The organism is Paracoccus litorisediminis, from assembly GCF_009711205.1.
GTDB classification, from domain to species: Bacteria; Pseudomonadota; Alphaproteobacteria; order Rhodobacterales; family Rhodobacteraceae; genus Paracoccus; species Paracoccus litorisediminis.
Map to the genome: position 1 here is coordinate 58,642 of NZ_WMIG01000010.1, position 17,727 is coordinate 76,368.

A 17,727-nucleotide genomic window follows, 5' to 3' on the forward strand; every position below is an offset into this window, starting at 1 on the left:
ACATGGGCTCAAGGGATTACGCGCTTGGCATCGCGGCGGTGCTGTTCGCCTCGGTGGTCTGGGGCACGACGGGGACGGCCGCGACCTTTGCCCCCGATGTGGGGGCCGCCGCCATCGGCGCGGCGGCGATGGGGCTGGGCGGGATTGCGCAGGCGCTGTTCGCCGGGCGCAGCATCGCCGCCAGCCTGCCCGGCCTGCTGACCCATTGGCGCAAGCTGGTTCTGGGCGGAATCGCGGTCGCGATCTATCCGCTGGCCTTTTATGGCTCGATGCGGCTGGCGGGTGTGACGATCGGAACGGTGGTGACGATCGGCTCGGCCCCGCTGTTTTCGGCGATGATCGAATATGTCCTTGACCGGCAACGGCTATCGCCGCGCTGGCTGATCGGGGCGGGGATCGGACTGCTGGGGATCGTGCTGCTTTGCGCGGCCAAGGGTGCCGCCCATCCCGGTGCAACTGGCGGCGACATGGCGCTGCCGGGGATCGGGCTGGGACTGATCGGCGGCTTGACCTATGCACTGTATTCGTGGACCGCGCGCGGGGTGATGCTGCGCGGCATCCGGTCGAAGGTCGCAATGGGCGCGACGTTTGGCATTGGCGGGCTGCTGCTGATGCCGGTGCTGATCGCGACGGGCGGACCGTTCCTGCAATCATGGAACAATGCCGCCGTCGGGATCTACATGGCATTGGTGCCGATGTTTCTGGGCTATCTGGCCTTTGGCTACGGGCTGGCCCGCATCCCGGCCAGCACCGCCACGACCGTCACCCTGACCGAGCCGGTGGTGGCCGCGGTCTTTGCCATCCTGATCGTCGGCGAAAGGCTGAGCGCGATGGGATGGCTGGGCGTCACCCTGATCGTGTCCTGCCTGATCGTCATCACCGTGCCCTTGCGGATGCCTGTCCGGGCCGCACAAAGGGCCTGATCAGACCAGTTCGCGCCGGGCTGTGGCCAGCACGGCGCGGGTCAGCCCGGCCAGCCGGTCGGCAGCCAAGCGACTGACCTGCCAGTAAAGCGGCCGGTCAAATGTGGCACCGGGCAGCAGCTCGACCAGACGCCCGGCGGCCAGATGGTCGCGGGCCAGTTGCGCCGGATTCATTGCCCAGCCGATACCCGCGACGCAGGCATCGACAAAGCTTTGCGTCGAGGGCAGCCAATGCGTCGGATGGGCCAGATCATGGCCGAAATTCCGTTTGATCCAAAGACGTTGCAGGTCATCCTTATGATCGAATGTAAGGCTAGGCGCCTGCGTCAGCGCCGCGACCGTCACCCCATCCGGGAAATGCCGCCGCATGTATTCCGGGCTGGCCGTCGCGTGATAGCGCAGGCTGCCCAAAGGCGTGCCCCGGCAACCCTGCACCGGCTTTTCGACCGAGGTCACCGCCGCAAAGACCCGGCCCCGCCGCAGCCAGTCGGCGGTGTTTTCCTCATCGTCGATGGCAATGTTCATCAGATAGTCGCTGGTTCTGGTGAACTCGGCCACCGCATCCAGAAACCAGGTACCGACGCTGTCGGAGTTGGCGGCAATCGCCAGCGTCACCCGCTGCGCGGGCGCGGCCAGTTCCGGCAGTTGCTGCATCAGCTCTTGTTCCAGCATGCCGACCCGGTCCATGTGGCGACACAGCCACGCGCCCTTTTCGGTGGCAATGCAGGGCTGGCCGCGCTCGATCAGCACCGTGCCCAACCGTTCCTCAAGATGCTTCACCCGCTGCGAGATGGCCGAGGGCGTCACCCCCAGCATTGCCGCCGCCCGCTCAAAGCTGCCGCTTTGCACCACAGCCGCCACGGCCCGAAGCGCGGGATAATCCATCATTAGATTTCCTGAATTCTAGTTAGGGAAATTAATTTGCCTAATTTAGCGCCCCACCCTAGGTCCGGCAATGCATTCAGCGGAGCGTGGCATGGAATTTTCAGTCTTTTTGACCGGCATGATGATGAGTCTTGGTCTGATCGTCGCCATCGGGGCGCAAAACGCCTTTGTGCTGCGGCAGGGGCTGAAGGGTCAGCATGTGCTGCCGGTGGTGCTGGCCTGCGCGGTCTCGGATGCGGCGCTGATCACGCTGGGGATCACCAGCTTTGGCCGTATCGCGGGCTGGTTGCCATGGCTGGAGCCCGCCATGCGCTTGCTGGGGGCGGCCTTTCTGTTCTGGTACGGGGCGAAAAGCCTGCGCGCGGCGCTGCGTTCCAACGACGCGTTGGCCACAGATCCGGGTCAGACCATGGACGATCTGACCGGGACCTTGCTGGCCTGTCTGGCCATTACCTGGCTGAACCCGCACGTCTATCTGGACACGGTGGTACTGCTGGGCACGATTTCCGGGCAGTTCACAGGCGCGCGCGGCTCATTCGCCATCGGTGCGATCCTGGGATCGTTCCTGTTCTTCTTTGCCCTGGGATTCGGAGCGACGCGACTGCGCCCGATCTTTGCCCGCCCCGCCGCGTGGCGCATCCTTGAGGCGGTGATCGCCGTCATGATGTGGTCGATCGCGGCACGGCTGCTGATGGGGGGCTAAGCCCCCCACGCATTACGCCTTGAGCAGCTTGGCGATTTCCTCGCCCACGGCGCTGGCGGATTGCGGGTTCTGGCCGGTGACCAGACGCCCATCGACCGCGACCGTCTCGGTCCAGTCCGGGCCGGGCTGCATCTGCGCGCCCAGTTCCGCCAATCGCGAGGACAGCAGGAACGGCACGACATCCTGCAGGCCGACCGCCACTTCCTCGGCATCGGTAAAGGCCGCGACCTTGCGCCCGGCAACCAGCGGTTTGCCGTCGGCAAGCGTCACATTGGTCAGCGCCGCCGGACCGTGGCAGACCGCGCCGACAACGCCACCCTGCTCCCAGATCGCGCGGGATTTTTCATTGACCGCCGCCGAGACCGGGAAATCCCAGACCGCGCCATGCCCTCCGGCAAAGAAGATCGCCGAATAATCGGCGGGGTTCACATCCGCCAGCTTCAGGCTGCCTGCGATACGGGCGCGGAAATCCGGGTCGTTCCAGTAGCGCGCATTGGTTGCGTCCTCCAGATCGAACCCGTCCACCGGCGGCTCACCGCCCTTGATCGAGGCGAAGGCCACCGGCAGCCCCTCGCGGTCGAACACCGCCAGCGGATGGGTGACTTCGGACAGGAAATAGCCGGTCGGCTGGCCGGTATCCCCCTTTTGCGAATGCGAAGTCATGACGATGAGGATCGGTTTCATGGGACTCTCCTGCTTGGTTTGATGGGTCAACACGTCAGGCTCAGGCCTGTTCCAGCCATGTCGGCCAGTCGGTATAGGCGCGGGCATCGCCGCCATAGAAGCTGGCCGGGTCGGGACGCACGATCGGCCAGCCGTGACGCATCCGCTCGACCAGATCGGGGTTCGAGGTGAAGGCCGCGCCAAACCCGGCCATGTCGATCAGCCCTTCGGCCAGCATCGCATCGGATTTCTGGCGGTCCATGCCCCCGGCAAGGATCAGCACGCCCTGATAGGCCGCGCGGAACTTTTGCAAGAAGCCCTCGGGCATGGCAGGCGCCCCGCGCGAGGACTGGTCCATGATATGCACGAACGCCACGCCGCGTTCCGAAAGCGCGCGGGCCAGCGCAAGGAAGGTTTCTTCCTCGCCCTCGAAATCGCCCAGATCGTGCAGGCGACCAAAGGGCGACAGGCGGATGCCGACATGTTCGGCCCCGATCCGCACAATGCAGGCATCGACCACTTCCAGCGCGAAGCGGATGCGATTTTCGACGCTTTGCGAGCCATAGCGGTCGGTCCGGTCATTCACCGCACCGTTCAGGAATTGCTCGACCAGATAACCATTTGCGCCGTGAATCTCGACCCCGTCGAAGCCCGCGCGGATGGCATTTTCGGCGGCGTGGGCGAAATCCTCGACCACGCGGGGAATCTCAGCGGTTTCCAGCGCCCGCGGGGTCGAGGCCGGGACAAAGCCCGCCGACCCGTCAGGCAGATAGCCAAAGGCCGAGCAATTCGCCGCCGGACGCCCGGTGGCGCTGATGGGCGCTGTCCCGCCCGGTTGCAGGGACACATGGCTCATCCGCCCGACATGCCAGATCTGGGTAAAGATCGCCGCGCCCTGATCATGGACGGCCTGTGTCACCGGCTGCCAAGCGGCGACCTGATCCTCGGACCACAAGCCGGGACAATCGACAAAGCCGGAACCCTCGGGTGAGATCACCGTCCCCTCGGTCACGATCAACCCGGCATTGGCGCGCTGCGCGTAATAGCGGGCCATCTCGGCCGTGGGCAGGTTGCCGGGCGCACGGGCCCGCGTCATCGGCGCCATGACGGCGCGGTTTTTCAGCCGCAGCGGGCCGATCTGGATGCTGTCGAACAGGTTGGTCATGGGGAACTCTCAGTTATAGGCGCCGGCGGAATAGGTCAGCTCATAGCTGTGGGAATACAGCTCAAAGACGATACCGAAGGGGTCCTCGACATAGACCATCCGGTAAGGCTTCTTGCCGGGGAAGTAGGAACGAACCGGCATCCGGGCCTTGCCGCCTGCCGCAATGATGCGGGCCAGCAGGCCTTCGACATCCGGGTCCTGAATGGCGAAATGGAACAAGCCGGTCTGGCGGAAGGGCAGGTTGTCGGCTGGCGGGTGGTTGCCGGGAAACTCGAACAACTCGATGCCGATCCGGTCGCCGGTCGCCATATGGGCGATGCGGAACCTGTCCCAGCCGGGGCCGAAGACATCGTTGCACATCACGCCGATATCGGTGTCGTCCTGCACAATCTCGGTCGGCGGCATGATGACATAGAAGCCCATCACGTCGCGATAGAACTCGACCGCGCGGTCCAGATCCGGGACCGACAGGCCGATATGGGAAAACGTGCGGGGCGTGGTCATGGGTCTCTCCTGTCTGCTGAGCCAGAAATGGGCTTGGCATCCCCGATTGTGAAATTATCATTTACTTGGATGATGATTACGTTTCGGAATGGTGATGCTGAACGCGCAATGGCTGGAGACATTCGTGACCCTGTACCGGGTGGGCCATTTCACCCGTGCCGCCGAGCGGCTGAACATGACCCAGCCCGGCGTCTCGCAGCATCTGCGCAAGCTGGAACAACAGGTCGGTCAGGCGTTGATTGCGCGTCAGGGCAAAAGCTTCACCCTCACCCCGGCGGGCGAGGCCGTGCTGGCCCTAGGCCTGCGCCGCCGAGAGGAAGAACGCGCCCTGCGGCAGGACCTGCTGCAGGATGATCCCGATCTGGGAGAGGTCACGCTGGCTTGCTCGGGCAGCCTTGCCCTGCTGCTTTACCCGCATTTCCTTGACCTGATGGAACGCGCGCCTGGGCTGGTCATCCGGCTGGAGGCCACGCCGCAGGGCCGCGTCCCCGAAGGGTTGCTTTCAGGCAGCTTCGATCTGGGCATCACCGATCACGCGCCCGGCCATCCTCGTCTGGACGGCGAAAGGCTGGGCACGGATGAGCTGTGCCTGATCCTGCCGGGCGGTGCTGCCCCGCAAGTCAGCTTTGCCGATCTTCAGGAATGTGGCTTCATCGCCCATCCCGATGGCTATGCCCATGCCGAGGAATTGCTGTCTCTGAACTTCCCGCAGGACTTCCGGGGGATCGAGGGGCTGCGCCTGCGCAGCTTCATCAACCAGATCGGCCAGATCCCCGAACCGGTGGCGAGGGGCATGGGCTATACGATCCTGCCCCGCAGCGGCATCGACACCTCGGCGCTGCGCGACAGGCTGACGGTGGCGCGGCTGGATCACCCGGTGCGACACGAATTATGGCTGGTTCAACGCAAGGGAAGGGTGCTGCCCGCAAGGATGACACGCATCCGCGCATTGGTGGCGCAGGTCGTGGGGCGGCTTTAGGCCGTGGCGATTTTTAGGGGGAAGCGGCTTTTCTGTCCCGGAAAAGCAAAACGGCCCCGCCTGCGTGGGGCCGTAAAGGTTCGGCCGTAGCCAGCCGAACCAGATCTTGTCGCGATAGGCTTAGGCCAGAACCAGGTTCCGGGCCGATTGACGGCCATCGCGGCCCGATTCGATGTCGAACGAAACGGCTTGGCCGTCGTTCAGGTGCTGGATGCCAGCGCGCTCAAGAGCCGAGATGTGGACGAAAACGTCCTTGCCGCCATCTTCAGGGGCGATGAAGCCGAAGCCTTTGGTTGCGTTGAACCATTTCACGGTGCCGTTGGCCATGGAGAGATCTCCTTAAGTTTAGTGTCGCCCACGACATGCGGCGACCCGGCTCAGTCAGATCGAAACGCAGGCTGAAGCCGAACGGTCACAGGATGCAGACAGAAATAACATAGCAGGCAAAGGTATGAAGGCAGCCCCGCAAAAAGGCAACCCCGGTTCAACCCCGACGGGCAGATCGACGATGATTATGGCCAATTTGCCGCAGAATCCCGCCTGCTTAGATGGACATTCCCCCGGCGCGGTGCTTGAATCGGGTCGGGCGCAATGGCCGTGGCCGCACAGCGCCCATGGAGGAGCAGTCATGATCCGCGCTCTTTGTCTTGCCCTTGGGCTAAGCTTGGCCGGGTCGCCGCTTTGGGCCGAGGTGGTGGTGAACTACGCCGCACTGGCCAATTCGCATGACCCGGACCTGCGCACCGAAAGCGATCGCCGCACGGTCGCGGCGGAACTGGACCGACGCATCCAGCGACTGGGCGAACGCTACCTGAAACCGGGCGAGGTCCTGCATATCCAGATCACCCGTCTGGATCTGGCCGGTCAATATGAGCAATGGCGTACCGGCTGGCAGGATGTCCGCATCCTGCGCGACATCACCCCGCCGCGCATCCATCTGCACTATACCCTGTTCCAGAATGGCAAGCCGATCCGGCAGGGCACGGCGCAATTGTCCGATATCAACTATCTGTCCGACCCCCGCGCCCGAGGCGATGACGAACGCCTCATCCATGAAAAGCTGCTGCTGGACGACTGGTTCAGGAAAACTTTTCGTCCCTGATCAACACGTTCGGCTCACGGTTGAACAATTATCGGTAAAAACCCGCCTATCTTGCAACGGGGCATGGCCAACCGGTCGCTCGACGTTTAAGCAGCGCCGCGCAACGCAAGCGAACAATTGGCAGAAACCATGCAACTAGATAGCGAAACGCGCTCGGACCTTCTGGAAACGATCAAGGCGGCGGCGGCGTCCCTGACCGATCTGGACACGGCGCTGCATTCGATGGATCTGGTCAATCTGCAGGGCAAGGTCGCGGCGCTCATGGCCAGCGAGATCGTCCTGCTGCGCCAGATTGCTGCGCGTTTCTATGGCGTCGAACTGCCCGACGATCCGGTCCGCATCTCGGAAGAGATCGGCAATATCCCCGCCTGAGGGCGATTGCCGACAGGTCGGGCGGCGCGATACTGCGCCTCGATCTCCAGCAGGCGCTGCTTGCGCCACAGCCCGCCACCATAGCCGGTCAGCGACCCATCCGCGCCGATGACGCGATGGCAGGGCACCATCAGCGCGATCTGGTTCGCCCCATTGGCGCGGGCCACGGCGCGGGTGGCCGAGGGCCTGCCGATGGCCTCGGCAAGCTGGGCATAGCTGCGGGTTTCGCCTGCGGGAATGCGACGCAATTCAGCCCAGACCTCGCGGCTGAAGGCGCTGCCGGGTTGGTGGATCGGGGTCTCGAAACGCGGCAGGCGACCGTCAAAGAATGCCTGCAATTCGGCTCTGGCCTGCTCGGTGATCCGATTGCGACCGATGCCGATGCCGCCGGGGGTCGTCTCACGCAGTTTCTGCAATTCGGTCGGCAGAGCCTTGCGTTCGATGAATTCCAGCAGATGCAGATGGGTCTGGCTGCAAACCGCAACCATGTCGCCCAGCGGCGTCGCGATCCAATCCGCGACAAGAAGCCCGCCTTGCGTCAGATCGGCGGGTGCGCAACCAAGGATGCGGGCAAAGGCCGCGCGAAAGGCGCTGGGGGAATCGAAGCCCGCATCCTGCTGCGCGGCAATGACGCGGCCCGTATCCACAAGCGTCTCGAAGCCTTCGCGCAGCCGCCTCTGCCGCGCCATGTCCAGAAATGTCATCGCGAAATGCCGCTTGAAGCTGCGGCGCACGGTGGACAGGTCATAGCCCATCCGTTCCAGATCGCGTTCCGACCAGCGCCGCTGCGGGTCATCGTCCAGCAAGCGCAGCAGCGCCGCGATGGTCGGATCGGCATTGGCGGCGGCCTGCAAGGGATGGCAGCGTTTGCAGGGGCGGAACCCGGCCTCGATGCAGGCGCCGATCGTGGCGTGAAAGCTGCAATTCTCGGGCAGAGGCTTGCGCGCCGGACAGGTCAGGCGGCAGAAAACCCCGGTTGAGGCGACGCAGACATAGGCCTGCCCGTCGTAACGGGCATCACGGGCCAGCAGCGCCTGATAAAGAGTGTCATGGTCAGGAAGGTCAAACAGCATGCCCCCTTCTAGCATCACCCCGCGGGGCCGGCGGTCGGAAATCGGGCGTCTATTGCAGATTTTCTGCCGGGCTCAGTTGATCATCACCATGGCCAGAAACGGCCCGCCCTCAAGGAACATCTGGCTGAAGCGGCCAAAGCTTTCCGGCGTCACCATCGGCGCGTCGGTCAGGAAATCGGTGACCGCCCATCCCTGAATGGCCCCATCCAGCGGCAAAGGCACCGGGTCCTGCAGCCATTTTGCCAGATCCAACCCGACCGGCGCACGCCAGAAGGGGATGGATTTCCGGCCCGTCAGCACCGCCTCAGCATCGTCCAGCACCGAAAGCCATGCCGGGCCGGTTCCCGGCGGAAAGATCAGCCCGGTGGCCGAAACCTGACGGTCATTCGGAATCCATTCGCCGGCATTGTCGGTCTCGGCTTCCGCCAGTTTCCAGAACAGGCGGTTTTGCTGGACCGTGCCCAGCCAGTGATCCCTTGCCGCCCGCGTCCGCGCCGGATCGGGTTGGTGGCGCAGCATGTCCAGCACAGCCGCGACCGGCTCTAACATGGCGTCGAACGAACCCAGCGCGGATTCCGCCCCCGGCACACGGTGGCTGTCGATCGCCTTGCGGGCATCCCAGACTTTTTGCAGGCTGGGGGTCGGGTCAAAGGCCAGAACCAGCTCGGCCATGCCCGCGACCAGATGGCCATAGGCCGAAAGCCAGGCCGCATCGGCATTGTCGAAACGGATGACGGGCAGATCGGCCAAGGGCAAGGGCTGGCCGCTTTGGTCAAAGGCCGGTTCGCGGAAATAGGCGACACCGTTCAGCAGATCGCCTGCGCCTTCCCAAGCCGACCGTTTGCCGTCTCCGTCCACGTCGAACCACAGATCCGACAGCGCCAGCGTCACGCCGAATTCCGGCCCCTCGGCCAGCCCTTGCAGGGGCTTCTGCAACCGCTCCATCGCGGCAAGGGTGGCGGCAGTCTGCTGGGCCAGCGCCTCGGGCGGAAAGGGCGTACCCCGCGCATCCGTCGGCAGATCCGCCCCCATGCCGAACATCATTCCCCATTCGGTGCCGACCTGATGCGCCATCCGCCATTGATAGGCGGCCTCGACCGCGGCCAGAAACTCCAGCCCGGCGGTGGCAAAGCGCTCATCCGGGCTGGGGGCGGACAGCGCCTGCAAGCGTTCAAGAACCGGAGAAATACCGTCTTTCGCGATCTCGGCCGAAATCGGCGAAGGGGTCAGCGGGGCGGCATCCTGCGCGACACCCGCCGCAGGGACCAGAGCAAGGCAAAGCATCATCGCGCGCATGGCAACCTCGTGTCAGGATCTTCTCCCCCGATCCTAGCCGGGTCTCATCCCGCAGACGAGCCCGCAACCGCTCGGCGATCAATTCCCTTGCCAGACTCTGCGCCAAGACCGAAGCTGCCGGGAACTTCGGACTTTCTCGATACTGGCCCCGCCACAGTGAGGAACGATGATCAAGCCAGCATTCCTTTCGCTCATGCTATTGCCGATGGCCGCATTGGCCGATCCGCTTCCGGTGACCACCGATAATTTCATCCGCGCGGAATCCGATCTGTTCATCGGCAATGCCGCCAAGCTTGGCGGAGTCGGCAAGTGGCACCATACCCGCGAACCCAGTCCGCTGGATAACCAGACCGTCATCCGCCTGAACCGGGACACGTTGTATTCGTCCCTTGTGCTGGACCTTGATGCAGGTCCGGCCAGACTGACCGTTCCCGACGCAGGCGAGCGCTTCATCTCGGCCCAGGTCGTCAATGAGGATCATTATGTCCCCTTCGTCTGGTACGAACCCGGCACCTATGACCTGACGCAACAGAATGTCGGCACGCGCTATGCGGTGCTGGCGGTGCGCACGCTGGTCAATCCGAACGACCCCGAGGATCTGAAGGCCGTCCATGCCCTGCAGGACCAGTTGCAGGTCGAACAGGCCGCGCCCGGCGCGTTTACCGTGCCGGAATGGGACCCGGAAAGTCAGGGTCAGGTCCGCCAGCATCTGAATGCGCTGGCCGCGATGCTGCCCGATACGCGCGGCATGTTCGGCACCAAGGATCAGGTCGATCCGGTGCGCCATCTGCTGGGCTCCGCCTATGCCTGGGGCGGCAACCCGGAAAAGGACGCGCTGTATCTGAATTTCGTACCGGAAAGGAATGACGGGCAGACTGTCTACAAGCTGCTGGTCAAGGACGTTCCGGTGGACGGGTTCTGGTCGGTCTCGGTCTATGACAAGAACGGCTATTACCAGCCCAATGACCTGAACGCCTATTCCTTCAACAATGTCACCGCGAAAAAGGCCGATGACGGCAGCGTGGCGATCCAGTTCGGCGGCTGCGCGGCGGACATTCCGAACTGCCTGCCGATCACCGAGGGCTGGAACTACATGGTGCGGCTATATCGCCCGCAAGCCGCGATCCTTGACGGAAGCTGGACCTTTCCCATGGCCGAGGTGACGAAATGAATCGCCGTGAATTGCTGCAATCGGCGGCCCTGATTGCCGTCCTCCCGATGCTGGGTCATGCCCAGACCGCGCCTGCCGGTGACGTGGCCACGACCGCGCATGACGCCTATATCCACCTGTTCCCGATGGTGGAAAACTATCTGTCGATCTATCAATGGATGCTCGACCCCTCGGGCAGTCAGTACAAGGGGCCGCCCAACGCCGTCCATAACGAGGCCCGCGTCTATACCCCCGCCGATACCGGTGTGGTGACGCCGAATTCGGACACGCCCTATTCCTACCTGATGATGGATCTGCGCGCCGAGCCTTTGGTGCTGACCCTGCCGCAGATCGAACCAGGGCGCTATTACTCGGCCCAGCTGATCGACCTTTACACCGACAACGTGGACTATCTGGGCACGCGTGTGGATGGGAATGACGGCGGAGATTTCCTGATCGCCGGACCCGACTGGAAGGGCGACCCGCCCAAGGGGGTCAAGCGGGTGATCCGAATGCCCACGCACCTTGCGCTGGCCTTCTTTCGCACGCAGCTGATGGGTTCGGACGACATGCCACGCGTGCAGGAAATCCAGAAAGGCTATCTGGCCGAGCCTTTGTCCAGCTTCACCGGAGCCGCCGCGCCGCCCGCCGCCCCGGCTATCGACTGGCCCAGGATCAGCCGGGAAACCGCGCAGCCGGATTTCTGGAAATACGCGAATTTCCTGCTGCAATTCGCACCGCCTTTGCCGTGGGAAGGCGACCTGCGCGCCCGCTTTGCCACCATCGGCATAGCCCCCGGCGCGCCATGGCCGCCCGAGGGGATGACCCCCGAAACGCTTGCCGCCATCACCACTGCCGCCGATGCGGCCAAGGCCGAGCTTGAGGACCGCGCGCATAAGCTGACGTCATCGGCCGGGATGTTCGGCACCCCCGAGGAAATGCGCGGCAAGGATGTCGAACGCGCCGTTGCAGCATTGGCCGGGCTATACGGCAATTCGACCGCCGAGGCGCTTTACCCCAACTTTCCGCTGGATGCGCAGGGTAACCCGCTGGACGGGTCGAAATCGAACTATCGCCTGACTTTCACCAAGGACGCCATGCCCCCGGTCGATGCCTTCTGGTCGGTGACCATGTATGACGGCAAGACCCGGTTTCTGGTCGACAACCCGCTGAACCGCTACCTGATCAACTCGCCCATGCTGCCCGGTCTCAAGACCGCTAAGGATGGCAGCCTGACCCTGTATCTGCAGCATGAAAGCCCCGGCCCGGATCTGGAAACGAACTGGCTGCCCGCGCCGGATGGGCCGATGAACGTGGTCATGCGGCTTTATCTGCCCAAGCCCGCCGCCATTGACGGCAGTTGGAAGCAGCCGCCGCTGGAACCCGTCCCGAAATAGCGGCGCGTCAGCCCGTGGCCAGTTCCTGCGCCAGTTGCCCGACCAGTTCGGTCGCGGGCAGCGCGCGGGCAAGCGGTGCACCCTGCCCTGCCCATTGCGCCGCGAATTCGAAATCTCCCTGACGCTGGGCGACGGCGAACAGCTGCTTGGCCGCGTCATAGGCACGGGGATAGGCGGCGGGGCGCGGGCTGCCGTCACGCTCGCAATAGTCGATGAAGCGGTTGACCATGCCCCGTGCCGGACGGCCCGACAACACCGGCGTCAACCGGGTATGCTGCGCGCGCGCACCCAGCAGGTTCTGGCGGTAGCTGGCATTGGCGGCGGATTCCGGGCAGGCGATAAAGACCGTGCCCAATTGCGCCGCCGCGGCGCCCAGCCGCAGGGCCGCGGCGATCCCCTGCCCGTCCATGATCCCGCCCGCCGCAATCACCGGCAGGCGGGTTCCCGCGACCAGCAGCCGAACCAGAACCGAAGTCGGCAGCCGCTCATCAGGGGCGGTCGGGTCGAACATGCCGCGATGGCCCCCGGCCTCGATCCCTTGGGCAACGATGGCATCAACGCCAGCGACCTCGATCACGCGGGCCTCGGCGGCGTTCGTGGCGCTGGCCATGGTGAAAATGCCCAATTCGCGCAGCGCAGCGATCTGGTCCTGCGGCGGCAGGCCGAAATGAAAGCTGACGACAGCCGGGCGGGTGTCCAGCAGCATGCGGAATGCCTCATCGCCGCTGAGGAAACTGGGATAGATCTCCTCCAGCGCCAAGGGCGGTTGCACGCCGAATTCCGCGAAAAGCGGGACCAGAAAGCTCAGCCATTCCTGATCGGCATCGGGGTCGCGCGGCGCGGTCTGGTGGCAAAAAACGTTGACGTTGAAGGGCTTGGCGGTCAGGGCACGGGTTTCCTCGATGGCCGCGCGGGCTTGCGCGACCGTGCTGGCCCCGATCCCCAACGAGCCCAGCCCGCCCGCATTCGACACTGCCGCTGCCAGCGCGGGCGTCGAGACCCCCGCCATTGGCGCCTGAATGATCGGCAGTTCCAATCCCAGATTCAACATCGCTTGCCTCCTCGTTCGTCAGCCTGCTTCCTGCGCCTTTCCCGCAGCGACTGCAATCATCGCCGCGCCAAGCGCGCTGTCGCCCTGATCGCAAAGAGCCTCTCCGGCGCTGTGGATATCGCGGGCCTCCTTGTTCTGGCTTAGCTTGAACTTGCCCTCCAGCCGGGTGATCTGGATTTCCAGCCCGACAATCGCCTTCAGCATCGCATCCAGATAGTCGCGCGGCGCATCGCCCATCTTCCATGGCACGGGCTGCGCGGCCTCATGCCGCTTGGTCAGAAAGGCCAAGTTATGGCGCAGGAAGCGTTCGTCATCGCGCAGGGTGACCCGGCCATGGGCATGGACCACGGCATAGTTCCAGGTCGGCACCTGCCGGTGCGTCTCGTGCTTGCTGGGATACCAGTTGGGCGAGACATAGGCCTCGGCGGCGCGAAAGACGACCAGCACCTCGTCCCCGGTCGCCAGCTGCTGCCAGACTGGATTGGAGCGCGCGACATGGCAGGTCAGGCTGCCAAGCGTGCCCTGATCGCGGAGCAAGTGAAAGGGGATGTGATTGGCATCCAGCCCGCCCGCGCCATGGGTGATCAGGATGCCCAAAGGGTGCTGATCGATCAGGTCGTGCAGGATCTGGGGACGGATTTCGGCGAAATGGGGCGGGATATACATGGCAGGTCCGGCTTGCAGGTGATACCCGCTTCTGCCATCGCGACTGGTCTGGAGGACAGGGCCAGTTTGTGGCAATTTTCGTGGGCCAGTTGCAGAAAGGCCAAGGACATGAGCGGCACGGGCGCGCGCCAGATCTGTCAGGAATTGCGCGATCAGATTCTGGGCGGAACATTGTCGCCGGGCGATAGCCTGCCCTCATCTCGCGCGCTTGCAGCTGAGCTGGGCGTGTCGCGCACCACCGTGACCACCGCCTACGACCAGCTTCTGGCCGAAGGCTATATCGAGGTCCGGCAGGGCGCGCGGCCAAGGGTCATCGCGTCGGCAATGCTGCCCGATGCCCCCCGCAAACCGCTGGCCAACGCACCCTCGGCGCTGTCCGCCTTTGGCCGCCGAATGGCCGCAATCCCGTCATGGCCCGAATACCGGCGCGAGGGGCTGGCGGTCGATTTCCGCCATGGCGATGTCGCGGCCGCAGATTTCCCGACCGCGCTTTGGCGCAAGGCGGTCTCGAACGCCGCCATGCAGCGCCCCGAGCGGCTGTCCTATCAGGACCCGCGCGGCACGGTGCGGCTGCGTCGGGCGCTGCAGGGCTATCTGTGGCGGGCGCGGATGTTGCACTGCGATCTGGACCAGATCATCGTCGTCAACGGCTCGCAGCAGGGGCTGGACCTGTGCGCAAGACTGCTTCTGGACCCCACGGACAGCTTTGCCATCGAAAACCCCTGCTATCCGATGGCCCGCAATGTCTTTGCCGCGACCGGCGCGCGCGAGATCCCGCTGTCCGTGGACCGGGACGGGCTGATGACCGAGACGCTTGAGGGGGTTTCGGCGCGGCTGGTCTATCTGACCCCCTCGCACCAGTTTCCGCTGGGCGGGGTCATGCCCATGCTACGACGCAGCCGGGTGCTGGACTGGGCCGCCACCCAAGGGGCGTATGTGATCGAGGACGATTACGACGGCGAATACCGCTATGACCTCGACCCGGTGCCACCGCTGCACAAGCTGGATGACAATGGCCGGGTGATCTATCTGGGCACCGTCTCCAAGACCCTGTCGCCAACCCTGCGGCTGGGCTACATGGTGGTGCCGCGCGATCTGTCCGACGCCTTTGCCGCCGCCAAGCGCCTGACCGACCGCCACGCCCCGGCGCTGGAGCAGGACGCCCTGGCCAGCCTGATCGAATCCGGCGTCTATGAGGCCCATATCCGCAGGATCAGGCGTCACCACAATGACCGCCGCAGCGCCCTGATCGCCGCGCTGCAATGGCATTTCGGCCCGAAGCTGCGGATCGAGGGCGAGGCCGCGGGCCTGCATCTGGTCGCATGGTTCCCCCATATCCCGCATGAGCGCGAGGCCGCACTGATCCGCGCCGCCCATGCCCGTGGTCTGGGCCTGCATTCCATCGCGCCGCATTACTCGGCCATTGGGCAGCCCCGACCCGCCATGCCGGGTCTGGTCATGGGATATTCGGCGCTGAGCCTGCGCCAGATCGAAACCGGCGTCGGGATGCTGGCTTCGGTCCTTGAGGCCGGTCCCTGGGACTAGACGCCTGCGCGCAGCTTGCTGACCAGCCGGGTCGCACGGCGCAAGGCGGTCAGGGCCGCGCCGATGGCGATGATCCACAACGCCGCGCGCAGGATATCACCTTGCCCGCCCCATAGCGGCTCGGCCAAGGACAGCAGCGCTGCGCCAGTGACCAGCGCCATGCGGTGCTGCTTGGCCATCGGTCCGGCGAAATCCGCGCCCGCGCCGCAGCCGATCCCCAATTGCCGGACATAGGCAGTCAGAAAGGCAAAGCTGACCGCCGCCCAGCCAAGTGCAGGCTGGCCCACGCCCATGGCCACCCCCATCAGGATCAGCAGATCGGCGACCCGGTCGGGAAACTCGTTCCAGAACCCGCCATCGGGCGAGGCCCGCCCGGCCTCGATCGCGACCATGCCGTCGAACAGGTTGCACAGCAGCCGCAACTGGCAGAAGGCCGCGCCAAGGATCAGCCAGATCGCCCTGCCCTGTGCCTCGCCCGCCAGCCAGAAGCAGCCGCCCGCCAGCAGCGCGGCCCCGATCCCGGCAATCGAGATCTGGTTCGGGGTAATACCGGTTCCGGCCAGCCAGCGGGTGATGCGCGCGGCCCAGCGGGTGTCGCGGCTGGCAAGGGGGCGGCGATTTTCAGGCTCGGCCATGGTTCATCCCAGTTTCCAGAAATATCGGGTGACGTGGAAAAAGATCGGCGCGGCGAACAGCACCGAATCCAGCCGGTCGATGAAACCGCCATGCCCGGCAATGGAATGGCCCCAGTCCTTGACGCCGCGATCACGCTTGATCGCCGACATGACCAGCCCGCCCGCAAAGCCCATCATCGTGATCAGCAGGCTCATCCCCGCGGCCTGCAGCGGCGTAAAGGGCGTCATCCACCACAGGGCCGTGCCGATCAGCGTGGCGGACAGGCTGCCGCCGATGAACCCCTCGACCGTTTTCGAGGGCGAAAGCTTCGGCGCGATCTTGTGCCGCCCGATCAGCTTGCCCCAGACATATTGCAGCACGTCGCTAAGCTGCACGACGATCACCAGAAAGGCGATCAGCAGCACGCCCCGCCCGGCCGGAATGTTCAGGTTCAAAAGCGCCGGGACATGCGACACGCAGAAAACGCAGATCATCAGCGCCCATTGCATTTCCGCGATGCGGATCAGGTAGTTGCGGGTTTCCCCCGCCAAGGCCGAGATGATCGGCAGCAGCAGGAAAACATAGACCGGGATAAAGATCGAATAGAGCCCGTACCACTTGATCCAGACCAGCCAGAACTGCACCGGCAGCACGATGAAGAACGCCGCCGCCAGCGTGTTGTGATCGGCGCGGGTGGCGTTGGTCAGGGTCATGAACTCGCGCAGGGCGGCGAAAGAGCACAGCGCGAACAGCGCGATCACGCCCACATGCCCGCCAAGAAAGGCCAGCGCCAGGGCCAGCGTCATCACCCACCAGGCGCGGATGCGGTCGTTCAGGTTCTCGATGGCGGAGCTTTCGCCCTGCGGCGAATAGCGCCGCGCCAGCGCCCAGCCGACGACGGATGCAAAGACCAGCACGCCGCCGATCCCGGCGATAACGGTCAGAAGGTCGGAACGTGCATCATCCATCAGGTGGCCTCGGGCTGGGGTTTGAGCGACAGCAGCGCCGCGCGCGCGCGGTTCAGGAAATCGTCCTTGGCCTCATCCGGTGCGACATGCAGAGCCGCGCCGAAGATCACCTTGCACATCAGCGGCACGGGGATCAGCGCGCCCTTGGGCAGGACCCGGTTCAGGTTCTCGATCCAGACCGGGACCAGATCGACCTGCGGACGCTGGCGGGCAAGGTGATAGAGGCCGCTTTTCAGGGGCAACAGCGCCTCGTCCGTCTGGTTGCGCGTGCCTTCCGGGAACACGATCAGCGACGCGCCGGCGTCCAGCGCCTCGGCCATCAGGTCGACCGGGCCGGTGGTGGTCTGCCCGTTATTGCGCTGGATCAGCAAAGCGTTGAACACATCCTGCCCGATGAAGCTGCGCAAGCGCCCCTTTTGCCAGTAATCGGCCCCGGCGACGGGTCGGGTCGCCTGCTGCTGGCGCGGCGGCAACACGGCCCAGATCAGGATGAAATCGCCATGGCTCGCGTGATTGGCGAAATAGATGCGCTGCCGCACCTGACCGGGGTCTAGGCCCTGCCAGACCGGACGCACCGCCGTAACCGCGCGCGCGAAAAAGGTGATGGCCCGCCCGCTGAACTGCGCCAGCCCGCTGCGCATACCCTGAATCGCCATCCCGTCCCCCCTTG

Annotated in this window: 20 protein-coding genes; 8 read left to right on the forward strand and 12 right to left on the reverse strand. The window is 64.7% G+C overall.

Annotated elements, in window-relative coordinates; translation table 11 throughout:
- Positions 1 to 2: 2 nt before the first annotated feature.
- Positions 3 to 923: a DMT family transporter gene (locus GL300_RS16285; RefSeq protein WP_155040796.1), complete on the forward strand. Its 921-nt coding sequence runs from the start codon at positions 3 to 5 to the stop codon at positions 921 to 923.
- Here the strand turns inward: GL300_RS16285 and GL300_RS16290 are convergent, their stop codons facing one another.
- Positions 924 to 1,811, reverse strand: coding sequence for a LysR family transcriptional regulator ArgP (locus tag GL300_RS16290; protein WP_155040718.1), 888 nt, complete (start codon positions 1,809 to 1,811; stop codon positions 924 to 926). It abuts the gene before it with no gap.
- 88 nt (positions 1,812 to 1,899) lie between these two features.
- Between GL300_RS16290 and GL300_RS16295 the strand changes: the two genes are divergently transcribed.
- Positions 1,900 to 2,511 (forward strand): LysE/ArgO family amino acid transporter, encoded by a 612-nt coding sequence (locus GL300_RS16295; RefSeq protein WP_155040719.1) that lies wholly within the window; start codon positions 1,900 to 1,902, stop codon positions 2,509 to 2,511.
- 12 nt (positions 2,512 to 2,523) lie between these two features.
- Here the strand turns inward: GL300_RS16295 and GL300_RS16300 are convergent, their stop codons facing one another.
- The 3 genes from GL300_RS16300 to GL300_RS16310 are packed head-to-tail and all read right to left on the reverse strand — an operon-like array spanning position 2,524 to position 4,843.
- Positions 2,524 to 3,195 (reverse strand): type 1 glutamine amidotransferase domain-containing protein, encoded by a 672-nt coding sequence (locus GL300_RS16300; RefSeq protein WP_155040720.1) that lies wholly within the window; start codon positions 3,193 to 3,195, stop codon positions 2,524 to 2,526.
- Between the two features lie 40 nt (positions 3,196 to 3,235).
- Complete coding sequence (locus tag GL300_RS16305; RefSeq protein ID WP_155040721.1) at positions 3,236 to 4,339, reverse strand: alkene reductase; 1,104 nt, start codon at positions 4,337 to 4,339, stop codon at positions 3,236 to 3,238.
- Between the two features lie 9 nt (positions 4,340 to 4,348).
- The gene (locus GL300_RS16310; RefSeq protein WP_155040722.1) at positions 4,349 to 4,843 is read right to left on the reverse strand and encodes a lactoylglutathione lyase family protein; all 495 of its coding nucleotides are present in this window, start codon (positions 4,841 to 4,843) and stop codon (positions 4,349 to 4,351) included.
- 94 nt (positions 4,844 to 4,937) lie between these two features.
- Between GL300_RS16310 and GL300_RS16315 the strand changes: the two genes are divergently transcribed.
- Entirely contained in the window at positions 4,938 to 5,822 is an 885-nt protein-coding gene (locus GL300_RS16315; protein ID WP_155040723.1) for a LysR family transcriptional regulator, read from the forward strand.
- Between the two features lie 120 nt (positions 5,823 to 5,942).
- Here GL300_RS16315 and GL300_RS16320 read toward each other — a convergent pair whose 3' ends face one another.
- Complete coding sequence (locus tag GL300_RS16320; RefSeq protein ID WP_155040724.1) at positions 5,943 to 6,149, reverse strand: cold-shock protein; 207 nt, start codon at positions 6,147 to 6,149, stop codon at positions 5,943 to 5,945.
- 301 nt (positions 6,150 to 6,450) lie between these two features.
- Here GL300_RS16320 and GL300_RS16325 point away from each other — a divergent pair, with 301 nt between their 5' ends.
- Positions 6,451 to 6,924 (forward strand): DUF3016 domain-containing protein, encoded by a 474-nt coding sequence (locus tag GL300_RS16325; protein ID WP_155040725.1) that lies wholly within the window; start codon positions 6,451 to 6,453, stop codon positions 6,922 to 6,924.
- 129 nt (positions 6,925 to 7,053) lie between these two features.
- The gene (locus GL300_RS16330; RefSeq protein ID WP_155040726.1) at positions 7,054 to 7,296 is read left to right on the forward strand and encodes a hypothetical protein; all 243 of its coding nucleotides are present in this window, start codon (positions 7,054 to 7,056) and stop codon (positions 7,294 to 7,296) included.
- Here the strand turns inward: GL300_RS16330 and GL300_RS16335 are convergent.
- Positions 7,230 to 8,369, reverse strand: coding sequence for a bifunctional transcriptional activator/DNA repair enzyme AdaA (locus GL300_RS16335; RefSeq protein ID WP_155040727.1), 1,140 nt, complete (start codon positions 8,367 to 8,369; stop codon positions 7,230 to 7,232). The genes GL300_RS16330 and GL300_RS16335 overlap by 67 nt on opposite strands.
- A 72-nt stretch (positions 8,370 to 8,441) precedes the next feature.
- Positions 8,442 to 9,665 carry a hypothetical protein gene (locus GL300_RS16340; RefSeq protein WP_155040728.1) on the reverse strand — a complete coding sequence of 408 codons (1,224 nt, stop codon included), beginning with the start codon at positions 9,663 to 9,665 and terminating at the stop codon, positions 8,442 to 8,444.
- Positions 9,666 to 9,831: 166 nt separating this feature from the next.
- Here GL300_RS16340 and GL300_RS16345 point away from each other — a divergent pair, with 166 nt between their 5' ends.
- Both GL300_RS16345 and GL300_RS16350 read left to right on the forward strand, forming a co-directional pair.
- A complete protein-coding gene (locus tag GL300_RS16345) occupies positions 9,832 to 10,836 on the forward strand; it encodes a DUF1254 domain-containing protein (RefSeq protein WP_211595130.1) in 1,005 nt (334 codons plus the stop codon).
- On the forward strand, positions 10,833 to 12,212 hold the full coding sequence (locus GL300_RS16350; RefSeq protein WP_155040729.1) for a DUF1254 domain-containing protein: 1,380 nt from the start codon (positions 10,833 to 10,835) through the stop codon (positions 12,210 to 12,212). Before GL300_RS16345 ends, GL300_RS16350 begins: the two co-directional genes overlap by 4 nt.
- 7 nt (positions 12,213 to 12,219) lie before the next feature.
- Here GL300_RS16350 and GL300_RS16355 read toward each other — a convergent pair whose 3' ends face one another.
- Both GL300_RS16355 and GL300_RS16360 read right to left on the reverse strand, forming a co-directional pair.
- The gene (locus GL300_RS16355) at positions 12,220 to 13,263 is read right to left on the reverse strand and encodes an NAD(P)H-dependent flavin oxidoreductase (protein WP_155040730.1); all 1,044 of its coding nucleotides are present in this window, start codon (positions 13,261 to 13,263) and stop codon (positions 12,220 to 12,222) included.
- Between the two features lie 18 nt (positions 13,264 to 13,281).
- Entirely contained in the window at positions 13,282 to 13,929 is a 648-nt protein-coding gene (locus GL300_RS16360) for an FMN-binding negative transcriptional regulator (protein WP_155040731.1), read from the reverse strand.
- Positions 13,930 to 14,037: 108 nt separating this feature from the next.
- Here GL300_RS16360 and pdxR point away from each other — a divergent pair, with 108 nt between their 5' ends.
- Positions 14,038 to 15,474 carry a MocR-like pyridoxine biosynthesis transcription factor PdxR gene (gene pdxR, locus GL300_RS16365; RefSeq protein ID WP_155040732.1) on the forward strand — a complete coding sequence of 479 codons (1,437 nt, stop codon included), beginning with the start codon at positions 14,038 to 14,040 and terminating at the stop codon, positions 15,472 to 15,474.
- Here pdxR and GL300_RS16370 read toward each other — a convergent pair.
- The 3 genes from GL300_RS16370 to GL300_RS16380 are packed head-to-tail and all read right to left on the reverse strand — an operon-like array spanning position 15,471 to position 17,713.
- On the reverse strand, positions 15,471 to 16,109 hold the full coding sequence (locus GL300_RS16370) for a CDP-alcohol phosphatidyltransferase family protein (protein ID WP_155040733.1): 639 nt from the start codon (positions 16,107 to 16,109) through the stop codon (positions 15,471 to 15,473). The two genes, pdxR and GL300_RS16370, sit on opposite strands and share 4 nt — an antisense overlap.
- 3 nt (positions 16,110 to 16,112) lie before the next feature.
- Positions 16,113 to 17,057, reverse strand: a complete 945-nt coding sequence (locus tag GL300_RS16375; RefSeq protein ID WP_155040734.1) for a phosphatidate cytidylyltransferase — start codon at positions 17,055 to 17,057, stop codon at positions 16,113 to 16,115.
- The gene (locus GL300_RS16380) at positions 17,057 to 17,713 is read right to left on the reverse strand and encodes a lysophospholipid acyltransferase family protein (RefSeq protein WP_211595133.1); all 657 of its coding nucleotides are present in this window, start codon (positions 17,711 to 17,713) and stop codon (positions 17,057 to 17,059) included. Before GL300_RS16380 ends, GL300_RS16375 begins: the two co-directional genes overlap by 1 nt.
- Between the last annotated feature and the right edge of the window lie 14 nt (positions 17,714 to 17,727).

Coding starts and splice junctions, on each gene's coding strand:
- GL300_RS16285 (WP_155040796.1), top strand. CDS start 3: ATGGGCTCAAGGGATTACGCGCTTGGCATCGCGGCGGTGCTGTTCGCC.
- GL300_RS16290 (WP_155040718.1), bottom strand. CDS start 1,811: ATGATGGATTATCCCGCGCTTCGGGCCGTGGCGGCTGTGGTGCAAAGC.
- GL300_RS16295 (WP_155040719.1), top strand. CDS start 1,900: ATGGAATTTTCAGTCTTTTTGACCGGCATGATGATGAGTCTTGGTCTG.
- GL300_RS16300 (WP_155040720.1), bottom strand. CDS start 3,195: ATGAAACCGATCCTCATCGTCATGACTTCGCATTCGCAAAAGGGGGAT.
- GL300_RS16305 (WP_155040721.1), bottom strand. CDS start 4,339: ATGACCAACCTGTTCGACAGCATCCAGATCGGCCCGCTGCGGCTGAAA.
- GL300_RS16310 (WP_155040722.1), bottom strand. CDS start 4,843: ATGACCACGCCCCGCACGTTTTCCCATATCGGCCTGTCGGTCCCGGAT.
- GL300_RS16315 (WP_155040723.1), top strand. CDS start 4,938: ATGCTGAACGCGCAATGGCTGGAGACATTCGTGACCCTGTACCGGGTG.
- GL300_RS16320 (WP_155040724.1), bottom strand. CDS start 6,149: ATGGCCAACGGCACCGTGAAATGGTTCAACGCAACCAAAGGCTTCGGC.
- GL300_RS16325 (WP_155040725.1), top strand. CDS start 6,451: ATGATCCGCGCTCTTTGTCTTGCCCTTGGGCTAAGCTTGGCCGGGTCG.
- GL300_RS16330 (WP_155040726.1), top strand. CDS start 7,054: ATGCAACTAGATAGCGAAACGCGCTCGGACCTTCTGGAAACGATCAAG.
- GL300_RS16335 (WP_155040727.1), bottom strand. CDS start 8,369: ATGCTGTTTGACCTTCCTGACCATGACACTCTTTATCAGGCGCTGCTG.
- GL300_RS16340 (WP_155040728.1), bottom strand. CDS start 9,665: ATGCGCGCGATGATGCTTTGCCTTGCTCTGGTCCCTGCGGCGGGTGTC.
- GL300_RS16345 (WP_211595130.1), top strand. CDS start 9,832: ATGATCAAGCCAGCATTCCTTTCGCTCATGCTATTGCCGATGGCCGCA.
- GL300_RS16350 (WP_155040729.1), top strand. CDS start 10,833: ATGAATCGCCGTGAATTGCTGCAATCGGCGGCCCTGATTGCCGTCCTC.
- GL300_RS16355 (WP_155040730.1), bottom strand. CDS start 13,263: ATGTTGAATCTGGGATTGGAACTGCCGATCATTCAGGCGCCAATGGCG.
- GL300_RS16360 (WP_155040731.1), bottom strand. CDS start 13,929: ATGTATATCCCGCCCCATTTCGCCGAAATCCGTCCCCAGATCCTGCAC.
- pdxR (WP_155040732.1), top strand. CDS start 14,038: ATGAGCGGCACGGGCGCGCGCCAGATCTGTCAGGAATTGCGCGATCAG.
- GL300_RS16370 (WP_155040733.1), bottom strand. CDS start 16,109: ATGGCCGAGCCTGAAAATCGCCGCCCCCTTGCCAGCCGCGACACCCGC.
- GL300_RS16375 (WP_155040734.1), bottom strand. CDS start 17,057: ATGGATGATGCACGTTCCGACCTTCTGACCGTTATCGCCGGGATCGGC.
- GL300_RS16380 (WP_211595133.1), bottom strand. CDS start 17,713: ATGGCGATTCAGGGTATGCGCAGCGGGCTGGCGCAGTTCAGCGGGCGG.